The organism is Flavobacterium sp. PLA-DH12, assembly GCF_059511845.1.
Genome location: NZ_JCAMPD010000010.1, coordinates 206,016 through 221,215 on the forward strand (window position 1 = coordinate 206,016; position 15,200 = coordinate 221,215).

Consider the following 15,200-nt stretch of genomic DNA (forward strand, 5'->3'; position numbering starts at 1 on the left):
TTATTAATTTTCTTCTACAATTGCCATTTTATTTTCAAAACGGCCTACTATTTTTTTTAGGAAAACAATTACCCACATCGATAATACAAATGGAAACGTAAGTGTAATCCATCCGTTATGCATCATAAAAATATCAAAGTACGTTGCTATGATTACTGATAGCAATACATATAATCCATCTCTTGGTTTTGTTCCGCTGCATGCAATTCCGCATAAAACAGCATTGAAACTAAACATTCCATCTTCTATTAATTTTACAGAATCTTGATCAAAATGCGCAATTGCTGCTGCAATTACTGCCGCTAGGAATCCGTATAAAGCTGCTGTAGGATTATTGAGAAAAACCCCAATAAAAAACAGTAAACCTGCAGCGATAGTTCCCTGAAAAATTACTTCACTATAAGCATGCGCAGCTACAGCAAAATCTTCAAGTTCCTTCATCTCTACATTAGCTGCAGGTATTCTTGCAACTGCTAATCCAAAGTGCTGAATACTCAAAACAGCAATTACCGTGATGACAATAAAAGGAAAGGTGAAAAAGGGAATCTTTTTACGAATCGAAAATTCCATTAGCAATGTGCTTAGTACAGATCCTAAAACAAGTAAAAACCATATTAACGGACTTGTTTCAAAGAAGAAAACTAATCCTACTCCTACTAGCGTTGCATTAAATCCGTATAAACCTGCCTTTATATTTTCATCACTAAAATTGCATATTTTTGCTGTCGCGGTACCGATTATAGAACTCAGCAAAGCTGCAACTCCCATCAGGATCGAATCATAAGATATCGCAATTAAAAATAATAATCCTGTCCAAGCACTTTCTTGAAGCATGATTTGTCCAATGCCCTTAAGCACTGTTTCTACTATTGATTTTATTTTTTTCATTTGTGTATACTTCTAGAAATAAAAATTAATTGAATTACCAGCCTAAAAAGACCATCCCGACACCACATGCTAAAACTACTGCTCCGCTAATTGCTGGCGTATAACGTTCGAGCTTTTCTGTTTTGAAAAAAGAATACCCATATACTCCTAAAAGCACCATACCAAGCATAGTTAAAACTGTGCTTAATGTGAAAACACTAATAATTGTGGAAATTTCGCCAACAGAACGATTCAATCCTGAATAGAACAGTAAAGGAATTAGCGGTTCGCTTGGGCCCATTACGAAAATGGCAAACAAAACCAAAGGCGTTACTTTTACTCGATTTGTTGGCATAACGACTTCTCCATGTTTATGCGAAAACACAAATACATCTTCTCCCATTACGTCAAAGTGTTTGTGCGCTTTGTTTTTGTAAGCAGCCCAAAGCCCATAAACAAGGTAAATTGCACCAAATAACAACAATGCCCAGCTTGCAACATTGCCCCTAAAATCTTGGAAAAATGTTATTTTATTGATTTGCCATCCTAAGAAAACCCCAATAAATCCTAAAACTACCGAGCTCAGAATATGTCCGAAACCGCAAACTATTGTAAGCATAATGGTCTTAGACATACTCCACTTTCGAGATCTGGATAAAACAATAAATGGCAAATAATGATCCGGTCCCGAAGCCGTATGAAAAAAGCTGATACTGATCGCTGTAATTGATAATGCTATTAAATTTGAATCCATAATCTGCTTAAATTTGTATTACTGCTTTTTCTTCCCAAAGCACATCCTGCACTTTTCTAAAGAAATCAAACATTTGCTCTCCTCCATGTCCTAGAATTCTAATGGCAAAACCATTTGATTCTAATTCACTGATTCCAAATGCTACATTTTCCAATCCTTCCAATTCTTTAAAAAAGAATTCGATATTCTCCTTCACATCTTCATTCCTTGTGTTTAGATAAACAAAAGTTCCTTGATGTGTAAAGCCTTCCAATAAACCCATAGCCGATAAAGGCATAATATCTGGTCTTAATAGAACATTGTCTTTTAAAACCAGTCTATCGTGATGAAAAACTTCTAAAAGGTTTTGAAAATGAGCATACTTAAAAGTTTCTCCGTGATGCTTACGTCCACAGGTAATAATTTCGCTTATTGTCAAGTCACAATCATCTTCAAGTTGAATTTTATTATGACTTTTAAATGTTGAATCTTCATGAGGCACGACAGGATGAGGAACATACGAGAAAGAAGTTCCTTTTTCCATTTTGACATTCATGATCTGTGAAGCACTCCCATCCATATTAAACAATCGCTGATAAGATTGTGACTGCAACTGCAAACGAGCATTTTCTTTTACATTCACCTGTATATCGTAAACGTCACCGCTTAAAATTCCAGGAGATGAACTCATGATCATCAAATACGAAGCTCCATCAGATTTATACTGCCCAACAGGCATAACCCTGAAGGGCTGTGTCACGTATGCATCTCTTAAAAATGATTCCCCATCCCTTTCTTCTACTTCTATTTTTAGGGTACTTACCATTTGATTAACGAACTAAATTTGGTTCTTCAATATCTTCTAGCAATGCATATTTCTTGATCCAGCCAATAACTTCATCAATTCCTTCTGTAGATCTAAGGTTTGAGAATACAAACGGCGCGCCTTTTCTCATTCTACGTGCATCGTTCTCCATCACTTCTAAACTTGCCCCAACATAAGGCGCTAAGTCAATTTTATTGATCAAAAGCAAATCAGATCTTGTAATACCAGGTCCACCTTTACGAGGAATTTTTTCTCCTTCTGCCACATCAATTACGAAAATCGTAACATCGGCCAAGTCTGGTGAAAAGGTTGCGGAAAGGTTATCTCCACCGCTTTCAATTAGAATTAATTCGATGTCCGGAAAACGAGAAACCAATTCATCTACCGCTTCCAAATTCATACTTGCATCTTCACGAATTGCTGTGTGAGGACAACCTCCCGTTTCTACTCCAATGATTTTTTCTTTTGGTAAAAGACTATTTTTTACCATAAATTCGGCATCTTCTTTAGTATAGATGTCATTGGTGATTACGCCTAAATTATAATCGTTTAGCATTTTTCGGCTTAAACGTTCTAACAATGCAGTTTTTCCTGATCCTACAGGTCCTGCCACTCCTACTTTTACATATTTTCTAGTTTCCATTTTCTTTATTTCTTTATTTTTTAAGTCTTTTCTCTTTATTCTTTTCTCTTTGTTACGACATGTACAATCTTGAATAAAGTCTTTCGTGCTGCATGCAGCGAATATCAAACGCAATGCTGCAAAGACCAACAAGTTCTCTGTCGATTGTTAGTGTTTCTTTTGCTAATTTTTTAATCAGCGGTTGTAATTCGAATAAAACATCTTGTCCATCTAATTGTCCCAGAGGTACAAGCTTTACCGAATTGGTAATCATTCCGATAGCGGCATTGTAATAGAATGCGAATAAAGCTTCGTCAAGCGGAATTTCCAATAACTGAGCATACAATCCAAAAGCGATGCAATAGTGGGCAGTCGCTTCTTTATTTGCTATTGCACGTTCATAACCATCAATAAGGTCAAAAGCTTTCTGTCTTCTGAAAATCTTAATTAATCGAATTCCCAACTTCTGACTTGCCTCACGTATTTCACGCGGACTCTTTAAAGCGCTGCATTCTTGATCTAGTTTTATGATCGTTTCCAAATCATTATTTGCAGCCGCTACATAAGCTAATTTCAAGAAAGATGCATCATTGTATTTAATGTTATACATTAACATGTTTGATACAAACTCTTTTGCCGAAGCCACAGAATTTACCTCTTCATCTTGAACATAAGTCTCCAATCCGTTGGAGTGTGTGTATCCTCCAATTGGCAAAGTCGGATCTGCTAAATGCAGAAGACTTCCTAAATAGGTGTTTTCTATATTAGTCATTTGAAGAAGCCATGTTTAGGATTTTTGTAAAAAGAGATGAATTTCCGTGACCATGAGGCGCTACATTTGATTTTAGCAGATGCAAGAGCTTTATCTCTTGTTTTTCTGGTGCATAACCACTCGCTTCCAACCATCTAAACATTGGCATCTCAAAAGGCATCATAATCTGATCATTCTGAATAAATAATGGAAGATGTTTATTTCCAATTTCATAGCAAATTGTCCCCATTTCTAATAAAGACGAAGGTGTCATTACAATCGCTTCGCAAGGTTTAATGTTTACAACAATTGCTTTTTTATCATCTTGATAAAGAATATCATCTTGATTCAATCGCTGTCCTTCCTGAATAAACTTAATCGCAATTTCAATCCCTGAATTTGTTCGCTTGCGCTGAATTCTCTTAGTAGTTTCAAACCATTCAATTTCCAGCAGATCAATCTCAAGGCCTTCTATTGAATGTGTTTTTAAATTACCTATTATCTGTTGTATAATCATTATTTCATTCTTTTAAAAGAGATATTCTTTGAAACGCCAAGCCCTAATGTTGAGCCATTTATTCCTGCAACAAATGTTCGATTACTGGTTTTATTTGCGTCATTTCCTGTTGTGTTTTCATATGATAATTCACAGAATTTGGCTTTTAGCGCCCAGCCATGACCAAGAAATACGGCAACAATTGGATAGATTCTTCCTAGATAACCATTATAGCTATAAGAACCTGGAGTATTCATAAGTGTATTTCCCCATACATAATGTGCGTCAGCCTGAGCAATGATGGCAAAGTGATCTCCAATATTCCAAGAATCACTATAAAAAGGACCAATTTCATGTTTAGAGTCGGTAAGATTTCCTGCTGCGTTTTTCTCTTGATCAAAAGCAAAATTCATCCCTGCAACAACGTGATCATTAAAAAAATATCCTACTCCAATTGGGTTTGCACCAAAACTACTTCCTGTATTATTATTGTCTTTATAAGTTAAAGAACCATAAAGCATTAAAGATCCCTTCTGTGCATGAACCGTTGTAAGACTGGCACATACTAAGAGAAGAATTAAACCCAAATTTATTTTCCAATTTTTCATAAAATTCTTTTGATTTTTGTTTCTAATCTTACTGCGACAAAATAAATTGTCACAGTAAGAAGTAGAATTTTTATTGATTAAAACAAATAGTATAGTTGTGCTAACGGAAGTTTATCCACTGGTTCGCAAGTGATTTTTTCTCCATTGATTGTCACGGTATAGTTTTCAGCATTTACCATAATCTCTGGAGTTGCATTATTGTGAATCATATCAGCCTTGCCAATGTTTCGGCAATTTGAAACTGCTAGTAACTTCTTTTCCAAACCATATTCTTCGGCAATATTATTATCGATACCAGCTTGAGAAACAAAGGTGAAAACTGTTTTAGTTAATGCTTTACCATAAGCTCCAAACATATTACGCATAATAATAGGTTGTGGTGTTGGAATAGAAGCATTAGCATCCCCCATTTTGCTTGCGGCAATAAAACCTCCTTTTACGATAATTTCTGGCTTAACTCCAAATAATGCAGGTTTCCAAATTACCAAGTCAGCAATTTTACCTGCTTCTATAGATCCAACGTAATTAGAAATTCCATGGGCAATTGCAGGGTTGATTGTGTATTTAGAAACATATCTTTTTGCACGATAGTTATCGTTTTTGTTTGCTTCATCTTCAGCCAAATACCCTTTTTGTATTTTCATTTTATCTGCCGTTTGCCAAGTACGCGTAATTACCTCTCCTACACGTCCCATAGCCTGCGAATCTGAACTCATGATACTGAATACTCCCATATCTTGAAGCACATCTTCTGCCGCAATAGTTTCTGGTCGAATACGTGAATCAGCAAAAGCCACATCTTCAGGAATTTTTGGGCTTAAGTGATGACAAACCATTAGCATATCTAAGTGTTCATCAATCGTATTTGTTGTGTAAGGTCTTGTTGGATTTGTAGATGCTGGCAATACATTTGGATACATTGCGGCCTTAATAATATCTGGTGCGTGTCCTCCACCTGCTCCCTCGGTATGGAATGTATGAATAACACGTCCTGCGATAGCATTCATGGTATCTTCAAGAAACCCAGCTTCGTTAAGCGTATCGGTGTGAATTGCTACTTGCACATCATATTTGTCTGCTGCCTTTAGAGAAGCATCGATCACAGCAGGAGTTGCTCCCCAATCTTCGTGGATTTTTACTCCTAATGCTCCAGCTTCAATTTGTTCTTCAATTGGAGCTTCTGTCGCCACATTTCCTTTTCCGAAGAAACCAACATTTACAGGAAATGCTTCTGCAGCTTGCAACATTCTTTTAATGTTGTGTTTTCCAGGTGTTACAGTTGTTGCATTTGTTCCGTCAGCAGGGCCAGTTCCACCGCCTATCATGGTTGTAATACCACTATACAAAGCGGTTTCGATTTGAGTAGGGCTGATAAAGTGAATGTGCGTATCAATTCCTCCGGCAGTAACGATATAACCATGTCCACCATGAACTTCTGTTGAAGCTCCGATAATCATACCAGGAGTAATATTGTCCATAGTATCTGGATTTCCAGCTCTACCAACGCCAACAATTTTCCCATCTTTAATACCAATATCTCCTTTTACAATTCCCCAGTGGTCAATAACTGTAGCACCAGTAATTACAAAATCAAGAACACCTTCATCACGTAAAGCAGTCGAAGATTGGCACATTCCGTCTCTCACGGTTTTTCCTCCTCCAAATTTTGCTTCATCTCCATAAGAAGAGAAATCTTTTTCAATTTCGATAATAAGATTTGTATCTCCTAAACGTATTTGATCACCTACAGTTGGACCAAAAATACTTGTATAATTTTTTCTAGTTACTTCTAAACTCATGATTTCACATTTTTAAATTCGCCTTCTTTTAAACGTTCTAATGCAACAGCTTTGTTATGTGGAGATAAGTCTCCGTCTACTAAGTTGTTGTGTCCAAAAAGTCGCTGGTTTCCGCCAAATTGAGTTAATTCAACTTCTTTCTCTTCTCCTGGCTCAAATCTTACTGCTGTACTGGCAATAATATTTAATCGCATTCCGAATGCTTTTTCTCTGTCAAAAGACATCATTCTGTTCACTTCAAAAAAATGAAAATGTGAACCTACTTGGATCGGTCTGTCTCCAGTATTTGTAACTTTTATTTTTAACGTTTCACGGCTATCATTACAAATAATAGGACTGTCTTTTAGTATAATCTCTCCTGGAATCATTGCTGTTTTTTTTTAGGGTTATCGCACAGGATTGTGCACTGTTACTAATTTGGTTCCATCTGGAAATGTAGCTTCAATCTGTATATCATGAATCATTTCCGCGACTCCTTCCATCACATCTTCTTTACGAAGCAGTGTCGCGCCATATTGCATTAATTCGGCTACGGTCTTTCCATCTCGTGCACGTTCCATCAATTCACTGCTGATAAGAGCAATAGTTTCAGGATAATTTAATTTTAAGCCACGGGCTTTTCTTTTTTGAGCTAATTCGCCAGCTGCATGTAGCATTAGCTTCTCAACTTCTCTTGGTGTTAAATGCATAATAAAATATTTTGGGTTATGAATATAGAGATCCGCATAACTGATCTCTTTTTTTTAGATCAATAATGATTTCTTTAGATGGATAAAAATGGATTAAAGTCATGGCAATAACTGCCACTCCAAATAGGATTCTACTTGGACAAATCTAGTGGTATCTTTTTTTAGGAGGATCTGCGCCTGTCTTATTTGCTGCAAAATGTAATGACTACTTGTGGGATTAAGTGTCTTTTCATTCTTGTGTTAAAATATAGGCACGTTTTTCCTCTCATGATAAAAATCTGTGCTTTACCATGAATATAACGCGCTAAATTTTAATTAGGCAGCTAGTAAGAAAAAGTTAAATGTGGATTTTCAGGCTGTGAAATAGGATATTTCGTGACATGTTTCTAAAAGGAATTATGTTTCGTTCCCATAATCCCTGACTGTTCAATTTTATATTTTCTATATAAACAAAACAGTCATCCTTTAAATTCTTGAAATTTAAATTAAACGGAGAAGCAGGCAAAGAACTGCTGCATTTTTCCGTTTCAGAAGTATTCTCCAGTACAACAAATTTTAGCTCATCAGAATCTGAAAGTGCTTTATTTACAATAATCTTATTTGGAGTTACTATTTTTACTGATTCAGTTGCTGTATCATTGTATATTTTCTTTACAATACAATTGCTATAACTATTGGAAATAGTTAAGAGGCAAATTTGTAAGAATAAAATGTAAGCTAACTTCATCGAGAAGATTTCAATTATTAGAGAATTGTTCCTTATACACGCAAAATTAGTGGAGTTGAAACACAATTGAGTAGCACAAATCTTGACTTTTCTGTTCCAAATTTACAAATAACAGAAATTTAACACTCTTTTATTGGGTTTACAAATTAGCAGAAATTGACGTTTAATCTTGCGTTACAAAACTTAGATATGAAAAATTATTACAATCAATCTAATTCCATATCAAATATTTTTTGCTCTTTCGTTTCTACAAAACCAATTTTATCATAAAATAAATGGGCTTCTCTGCGAAGAGCATTGCATCTTACTCGTATTTTATGGCTTCTTTTCAAATGAGCCCATTCTATTAGTTTTTTAACCAAAATTTCGCCAATTCCGTTTCTACGATATTTTTCATCTACTATAAGTCCTCCAATTTCTACAAAAGGATCAGACTCAACTCTAAGAGAGTAAAAACCATGAATCCAACCAATAATATTTTCATTATCGAGAATTACTAAAACACAATTATCATCATTCTTTAAAATTTGGCTAAGACGATGCTCTGTTTTCTCAATTGCAGATTTATAACCTAATTGACTAGATAATTCGTCAATCAATTTAGCATCATTCAATTCTGCTTGTCTTAAAAACAATTTTATGTTTCTTTTATCTTCCATTACTGTTAAATTATATAGTGTTATTTAATTACAAAGTAATAATAAAAAATATTATTGTCATTTCTTCAAATTGACACCAATGTCTTTTAAGCATTTAAAACTTTTTCTTTTATTCTTTATGTGATTAATTTACTGTCAATCAAAAAATATTATTAGGAGCTATTTTTATCAAAACAATTTATTCTTATTTTTTTCATACTTTTTTTACATAAAATATTTTTTACTTCTTAAAAAGCCACTAAAATATATTTTCAGGACATTATTACACCTAAAAATGTATTTTATTTCTCCTTCCAAAAATCATTATTAGTCAATTTTGCACACGAAATTACTGAAGACCTCCATATAAAACCATGTTATAGGTAATTTCCAAAACTAACTATTCAATTAACCAAATTACCAACCGAAATGACAAATTTTAACAGGATTAAAATGGGTTCTAACGGTGTATCTGGATTTAGTTCGAAAACAAAATTGATACTATTCTGTGTCTTGTTTTCTTTATCCCAAATCCATGGATATGCTCTTAGTTCCAAAGGCGTGGCGAAAACGCAAAATGTACAACAACAAAAAAACATTACTGGACAGGTCAATGATGAAACTGGTATGCCGCTACCAGGTGTGACTATTTTAGAAAAAGGAAGTAAAAATGCTGTCTTAACAGATTTTGACGGGAAATTTTCTTTAAAAGTAGAAAATGAAAATGCCGTATTAGTATTCTCTTTCATGGGTTATACGAATATTGAAGTTTCCGTAAAAGGAAAAACTACCGTAAATATAAAAATGCAAAGAGCAACAGCTTCACTAGAAGAAGTTGTGGTTGTAGGATACGGTAAAATGAAGAAAAAGGATTTAACTGGAGCAATTACTCAGGTTTCTCCTGATAGATTAGTCAACCAAAATCCACAGACCGTTCAGGATATCTTAAGAGGAACTCCAGGTGTGCGAGTAGCTTATGATCCTTCGGCAAAAGGAGGCGGAAAAATACAAATTCGCGGGCAGACTTCTATATATACAGCCAGTACGAATAAGGATGATAAAAGTGGTCCTCACAACGCTCCATTAATTATTCTTGACGGAATGCAGTTTTATGGTGAATTATCAGAAATTAATCCTGACGATATTGCACAGCTAGACATTCTAAAAGATGCTTCGGCATCATCTGTTTACGGATCGAGAGCGGCAGCAGGGGTTATTCTTATTTCAACCAAAAAAGGTAAAACAGGTAAACCTATGGTTAATTTTACTACGAATACAACCATTAGTAACAAGAGCGCTTATCGTACCGTATATTCTCCAGAAGGTTACTTAAAATACCGCGAAGATTGGGAAACTGCTCAAACCTACGGCGTTAATCCTGCTACAGGACAATATGAGGCTTTTATAGCCGGAACAGTTGCAAATGGCAGACCTGGGTATTTTTCAAATCCAAATGATTTAGCCAAATGGGGCATTACAGAAGCACAATGGTTAGCGTATCAGCCGGCTTCTCAAACAAATGGAAAAAGCAGCAAAGAAGTATGGGGAAATCGTTTAGGATTAAATTTTGATCCTTCATTGATGGCAAATTTCTTAGCAGACAAAACACACGATTGGAGAGATAGTTCTTTTAGAACAGGAATTAATCATGATAACAATTTGAGCATTTCTGGAGCAAGCGATAGAGTAAATTATTATATGTCTTTTGGCTACTTAACTTCGGAGGGAGCGATTGTTGGAAATGACTATAAATCTGCTCGTTCTAACATGAAAGTGGATGCCAAAGTTACAGATTGGCTTGACCTTGGATTAAACGTAAATTTCCAAGATCGATCAGATGGAGATGTTACGCCTTCTCTGGACACTCGTTCTGGATTCAATAATATGATGAGAACCAGTCCGTTTGGGACCTTTATAGATGCAAATGGCAAATACGAGAGACAGCCAATGGGGAAAAATGTTTCTGGACAAAATTATAACTATTACTACGAGCGCCAATTTATTGATAAAGAGACAGGATACGTAACCTTGAATACCATTTTTAATGCAAAGGTAACTTTACCATTAGGTATTACATATTCATTTAATATTGCTCCTCGTTATCAATTTTTTCATGACCGTTATTTCAAATCAACACAAAATCCAAACTTTCCTGCAGCTACCAATGGGGTAAACAGAAACAATGCGACAAGATTTGATTATAACCTGAATAATACCATAACATGGGATTATACAATTGCTGAAAAACATCACTTTATCGCCACTTTTGTTCAGGAAGCTGAAGAACGACGTTATTGGTCAGATGAGACAGATGCATATAATATTCAGCCTTCAGATGCTTTAGGATTTCACTACGTGAATACGGCAACAATGGCCAATAGTGCTATTAGATCAAATGACACACATGAAACAGCAGATGCTTTGATGGCTAGACTTTTCTATTCGTTTGATAACCGTTATATGCTTACAGCTACCATACGTCGTGATGGGTATTCGGCATTTGGTGCTGCAAAACCTTATGCAGTTTTCCCATCTTTTGGAGTTTCATGGAGTTTTAAAAATGAAAAATGGTTTAACTGGGATGCAATGAGTACTGGTAAATTGCGTATATCTTGGGGAAAGAATGGAAACAGAGCGCTTGAGAATCCATACATATCATTGGCAAACTTGGTAAATACGGGAACAATGGGATATCTAGATGCTTCAGGAAAAGCGCTAGAAATTAAGTATTTATCTCTTGATCGTATGGCGAATCCACATCTTGAATGGGAAAAAACAGCCGCAACAAATATTGGTCTTGACATAGGCTTCTTACAGGATCGTATTACTGCTACTTTAGACGTGTACAGGTCATCTACTCGTGATATGATTATGAACCAATCTTTACCAGGCTTTACCGGTTTTTCATCGATTGCTACTAATCTTGGAGAGGTACAAAACCGCGGTGTTGAGTTGAGCCTTAACACTCTTAACATGAAAAAGCCAAACTTTGAGTGGCGTACTACATTTGGAATTTCTTATAACGAGAATAAAATTGTGTCATTGTATGGTAACATGGTAGATACTAAAGATGCTAACGGCAATGTCATCGGGAAAAAAGAGGGAGATGATTCTGCTAATGGATGGTTTATAGGTAAGCCAATCACTCTAATTTGGGATTACAGAGTAACTGGAATCTGGCAGAAAGATGAATGGAAAGAAGCTCAAAAGTACGGACAGCGTCCTGGAGATCCAAAAGTAGCAAACAGCTATACAGCAGATGATGTAGATGCGGTTGATGCAGATGGACAGCCATATAAAAAAGCAGTTTATAATGAAAAAGACAAACAATTTTTAGGAAATTCAAACCCTCCAGTACAATGGATGCTACGTAATGATTTTAAAATTTATAAAAATTGGGATTTGGGTATCAGCATGTATTCTAATATGGGTGGCAAATCACTTGATTCAAATTACATGAACACTTTCAATGATTCAAGTTTGTATAAATTCAACTTCAATCCATATTTAAATCCATATTGGACACTTGATAACCCAACAAATGAGTGGGCACGTCTTGATGCCAAAGGACCTGCTGGAACTCCAGCTGCACCAGGAAGACTATACGACCGTAGTTTTATTCGTCTAGACAATATTTCTTTAGCCTATACTCTTCCAAGAGATCTTATGGACAAAGTGCATATTAAAAGTATAAAAATATATGCTTCAGTTCAAAACGTAGCAACTTGGGCTGCATCTAAAGAATGGAAATATTATGGAGATCCAGAAACAGGAGGATTAGCTACGAGACAGTTTAATTTAGGTTTTAATTTCCAACTTTAAAATTATTCAACAATGAAAAAATATATAAAAAATAGCATTTCAAGACTAGTGCCTTTTGTATTATTGGCAGCGCTTTCTAGTTCTTGTTCAAAAGATTTTCTCGAAGCAGATCCGCTTTCATTCTACGAACCAGAAACTACATTTTCTACAGAAGCGGGGTTACAGGCAACTTTAGCATTGTGCGATAAACAATTGCGCAATAACTATATTCACTTTGGCTATTCTGGTGTTAGTGTGCCAATTGGTACAGAGTATCTTTTCTCTGACATGGCACAATATGGAAAAACAGATACAGGAAGTAATATTGCTGATTATGCTAATACTATTGTTCCTACAGGAGATTATAGAAGAGATGCAGGTGGAGAACATATTTATCTTGGGTTCCTTTGGACTGAAGCTTATACGGGTATTAAAAATGCAAATACTGTATTAACCTATATTGACAAAGTGACAACTTTAACAGAAGATGTTAAACGTAAATATATCGGGCAAGCTTATTTTCATAGAGCATACCGTTATCTTAACTTAGTATACCAATTTGGAGACATTCCTTTGATTACTAAAATTTTAGAAGTTCCAAAACAGAGCTATTATTCTACTAAAAAAGAAGCTATTATCGAAATGATTACGGCAGATATGGAAAAAGCTGTGGAATGGGTTCCAGAACAGGCAAAAATTGGATATGTTGGAATGATTAGCAAAGGTGCTTGCCGTCAGTTATTAATTAAATGCTATTTGGCATCTGGAAGATTTGCTGATGCTGAAGCACAAGCTAATATTTTGATTAATCAATCTGGTTATACTTTGGTACAAGGCAATTTAGGATTTTTTGATCCAGGAGGAAATCCTACTGCATGGCCTATTACAAGAAATGTAATCTGGGACTTGCACAGACCGGAGAATAAAGTAATTGCTGCAAACACTGAAGCTATTTTAATAGCTCCAAATGGAGGAGCACAATCATTTTTAGCATTTTCTTCAATGAGAATTTTTGGGCCAAACTGGAATGATGCCAACTTAATTACTCCAGATGGTAAAACAGCAGCGCCTCGTTTTCCATCGAATGATAAAACAAACTATAATGTAAAATATGATTACCAAAGAGCAATCGGACGCGGTATTGGTACCATCAGTGGCTCGTATTATTCACAGCATCCAATGTGGGTTGTTAATGGTGTTGAAGACAAAGTAGATCTTAGACATAATAGTACAGTTGGTAACTGGGTAAATATGGAAGACCTTAAATATGCTCCTGGGGCTGGCGGAAGTGCAACATGGGCTGGGCAAAACTTCAGAATGAAGGATGCTACAGGTAAATTATTAGCACAAGATTCAATTCGTGATTGGTATGATTTCCCTCATTACAAAATCTTCTATCACGATGTTGTAGCCGAAGCAAATCCAGCAGCAAATGATTTCCAGGGAGCTACTGCAGGTGCAAGTGCTCATATGTATATTTATCGCTTAGCCGAAACGTATTTATTGCGCGCCGAAGCACGTTTTTATCAAGGCAATGTTTCTGGAGCTGCTCAAGATGTAAATGTAGTGAGAACAAGAGCTAAAGCTTCTCAAATGTACACAACAGTAACTATTGGTGATATTTGCGCTGAAAGAGGAAGAGAACTTTATATGGAAGAATGGAGAAATGTAGAGTTAAAACGTATTTCGCACTGTCTGGCTCTAAGTGGAAAAGCAGATGAATGGGGAAATACTTACAATAAAGACACTTGGGATAAACAATCAGGAAAAGATGCAACTGGTGGAAGCTACTGGTGGCAGCGTATTGTTCATTATACTCTTTACAATAAATATCCAGCAGGTATTGCTATTAAACCAGGAGTAAAATTTTATTCTATGGATAAGCGAAATAATTATTGGCCAATTCCCTACAAACTTGCAATAGAACCTAATATCAAAGGTCAATTAAGTCAAAATTTTGGTTATGACGGATATGATGCAGGAGTAAAAGTTTGGGATAAATGGCAAGATGCTGTTGCTGACGAAAGCAAAATTTAATCTTTTTGATTTTTATTTACTATCGAAAAGAATCAAAGAGAATGACTCTGAACTTTTAATAGTAAAACAAATCTAAAAGCACCCAATGAAAAAGGGCAAAAATGTTATTGATTAACATTTTTGCCCTTTTCTTTTATTCCATACATCCTTACTATTTACTTCAAGATTTATAAATGAACTCTCCATTATTCATTAAGGCCAAACTTTGATACAATAATTAGAGACGAAAAAAATAAGTTCAGTTCGTCACACAAATCATAGTGCTTTTCTGATACCATTAAAAAAACTGTTTTCCAATAGCCAACTATAAGCGCCAGCAATTGACTATAATTTAACGCTTATGGCCTTTATAATTCAAATGCTTATGGCGTTTCCCTGCGGGCCGCGCTGTCCGCTGTATCTTTTGCGGGGGAAGGATAATGGTGAAAGAGGCTTTTAGGTGTCCCGCAAAAGGATGCCGCTTCCATCGCTAACGCGGCATAAGGCCTATGAGCGGCTATTGCCCTCGGCCGGCCGGCATCTTTTCCAAAACCAATATAAACAGAAAAACCCTATCCGATCCGGATAGGGTTTTTCAAAAGAAAGGCGACGACATACTCTCCCACA

Annotated in this window: 14 protein-coding genes; 2 read left to right on the top strand and 12 right to left on the bottom strand. The window is 35.7% G+C overall.

Translation table 11 applies throughout. From position 1 onward, the window contains the following. Positions 1-3: 3 nt before the first annotated feature. From AC5ZCW_RS18820 to AC5ZCW_RS18875, 12 genes are all read right to left on the bottom strand, one after another. Positions 4-888, bottom strand: a complete 885-nt coding sequence (locus AC5ZCW_RS18820) for an urea transporter (protein ID WP_496121237.1) — start codon at positions 886-888, stop codon at positions 4-6. 34 nt (positions 889-922) lie between these two features. Beyond that, complete coding sequence (locus AC5ZCW_RS18825) at positions 923-1,621, bottom strand: hypothetical protein (protein ID WP_496121238.1); 699 nt, start codon at positions 1,619-1,621, stop codon at positions 923-925. A 7-nt stretch (positions 1,622-1,628) separates the two neighbouring features. Next, a complete protein-coding gene (locus tag AC5ZCW_RS18830) occupies positions 1,629-2,426 on the bottom strand; it encodes an urease accessory protein UreD (RefSeq protein WP_496121239.1) in 798 nt (265 codons plus the stop codon). Between the two features lie 4 nt (positions 2,427-2,430). Further along, the gene (ureG, locus tag AC5ZCW_RS18835; protein ID WP_144213159.1) at positions 2,431-3,069 is read right to left on the bottom strand and encodes an urease accessory protein UreG; all 639 of its coding nucleotides are present in this window, start codon (positions 3,067-3,069) and stop codon (positions 2,431-2,433) included. 52 nt (positions 3,070-3,121) lie between these two features. Continuing rightward, positions 3,122-3,811 carry an urease accessory protein UreF gene (locus AC5ZCW_RS18840; protein ID WP_496121251.1) on the bottom strand — a complete coding sequence of 230 codons (690 nt, stop codon included), beginning with the start codon at positions 3,809-3,811 and terminating at the stop codon, positions 3,122-3,124. Position 3,812: 1 nt separating this feature from the next. Beyond that, positions 3,813-4,316: an urease accessory protein UreE gene (gene ureE / locus AC5ZCW_RS18845; protein ID WP_496121240.1), complete on the bottom strand. Its 504-nt coding sequence runs from the start codon at positions 4,314-4,316 to the stop codon at positions 3,813-3,815. Then, positions 4,316-4,903: a hypothetical protein gene (locus AC5ZCW_RS18850; RefSeq protein ID WP_496121242.1), complete on the bottom strand. Its 588-nt coding sequence runs from the start codon at positions 4,901-4,903 to the stop codon at positions 4,316-4,318. Before AC5ZCW_RS18850 ends, ureE begins: the two co-directional genes overlap by 1 nt. A gap of 77 nt (positions 4,904-4,980) precedes the next feature. After that, the gene (gene ureC / locus AC5ZCW_RS18855) at positions 4,981-6,702 is read right to left on the bottom strand and encodes an urease subunit alpha (protein WP_496121243.1); all 1,722 of its coding nucleotides are present in this window, start codon (positions 6,700-6,702) and stop codon (positions 4,981-4,983) included. After that, a complete protein-coding gene (ureB, locus tag AC5ZCW_RS18860; RefSeq protein ID WP_496121245.1) occupies positions 6,699-7,070 on the bottom strand; it encodes an urease subunit beta in 372 nt (123 codons plus the stop codon). Before ureB ends, ureC begins: the two co-directional genes overlap by 4 nt. An 18-nt stretch (positions 7,071-7,088) precedes the next feature. Then, complete coding sequence (ureA, locus tag AC5ZCW_RS18865; protein ID WP_111376010.1) at positions 7,089-7,391, bottom strand: urease subunit gamma; 303 nt, start codon at positions 7,389-7,391, stop codon at positions 7,089-7,091. Between the two features lie 337 nt (positions 7,392-7,728). After that, positions 7,729-8,118, bottom strand: coding sequence for a hypothetical protein (locus tag AC5ZCW_RS18870; protein WP_496121246.1), 390 nt, complete (start codon positions 8,116-8,118; stop codon positions 7,729-7,731). Between the two features lie 206 nt (positions 8,119-8,324). Then, on the bottom strand, positions 8,325-8,777 hold the full coding sequence (locus AC5ZCW_RS18875) for a GNAT family N-acetyltransferase (protein ID WP_496121247.1): 453 nt from the start codon (positions 8,775-8,777) through the stop codon (positions 8,325-8,327). Positions 8,778-9,185: 408 nt separating this feature from the next. Here AC5ZCW_RS18875 and AC5ZCW_RS18880 point away from each other — a divergent pair, with 408 nt between their 5' ends. After that, positions 9,186-12,578, top strand: a complete 3,393-nt coding sequence (locus AC5ZCW_RS18880) for a SusC/RagA family TonB-linked outer membrane protein (protein ID WP_496121248.1) — start codon at positions 9,186-9,188, stop codon at positions 12,576-12,578. Between the two features lie 12 nt (positions 12,579-12,590). After that, positions 12,591-14,594, top strand: coding sequence for a RagB/SusD family nutrient uptake outer membrane protein (locus AC5ZCW_RS18885; RefSeq protein WP_496121249.1), 2,004 nt, complete (start codon positions 12,591-12,593; stop codon positions 14,592-14,594). The last annotated feature ends 606 nt before the right edge of the window (positions 14,595-15,200 follow it).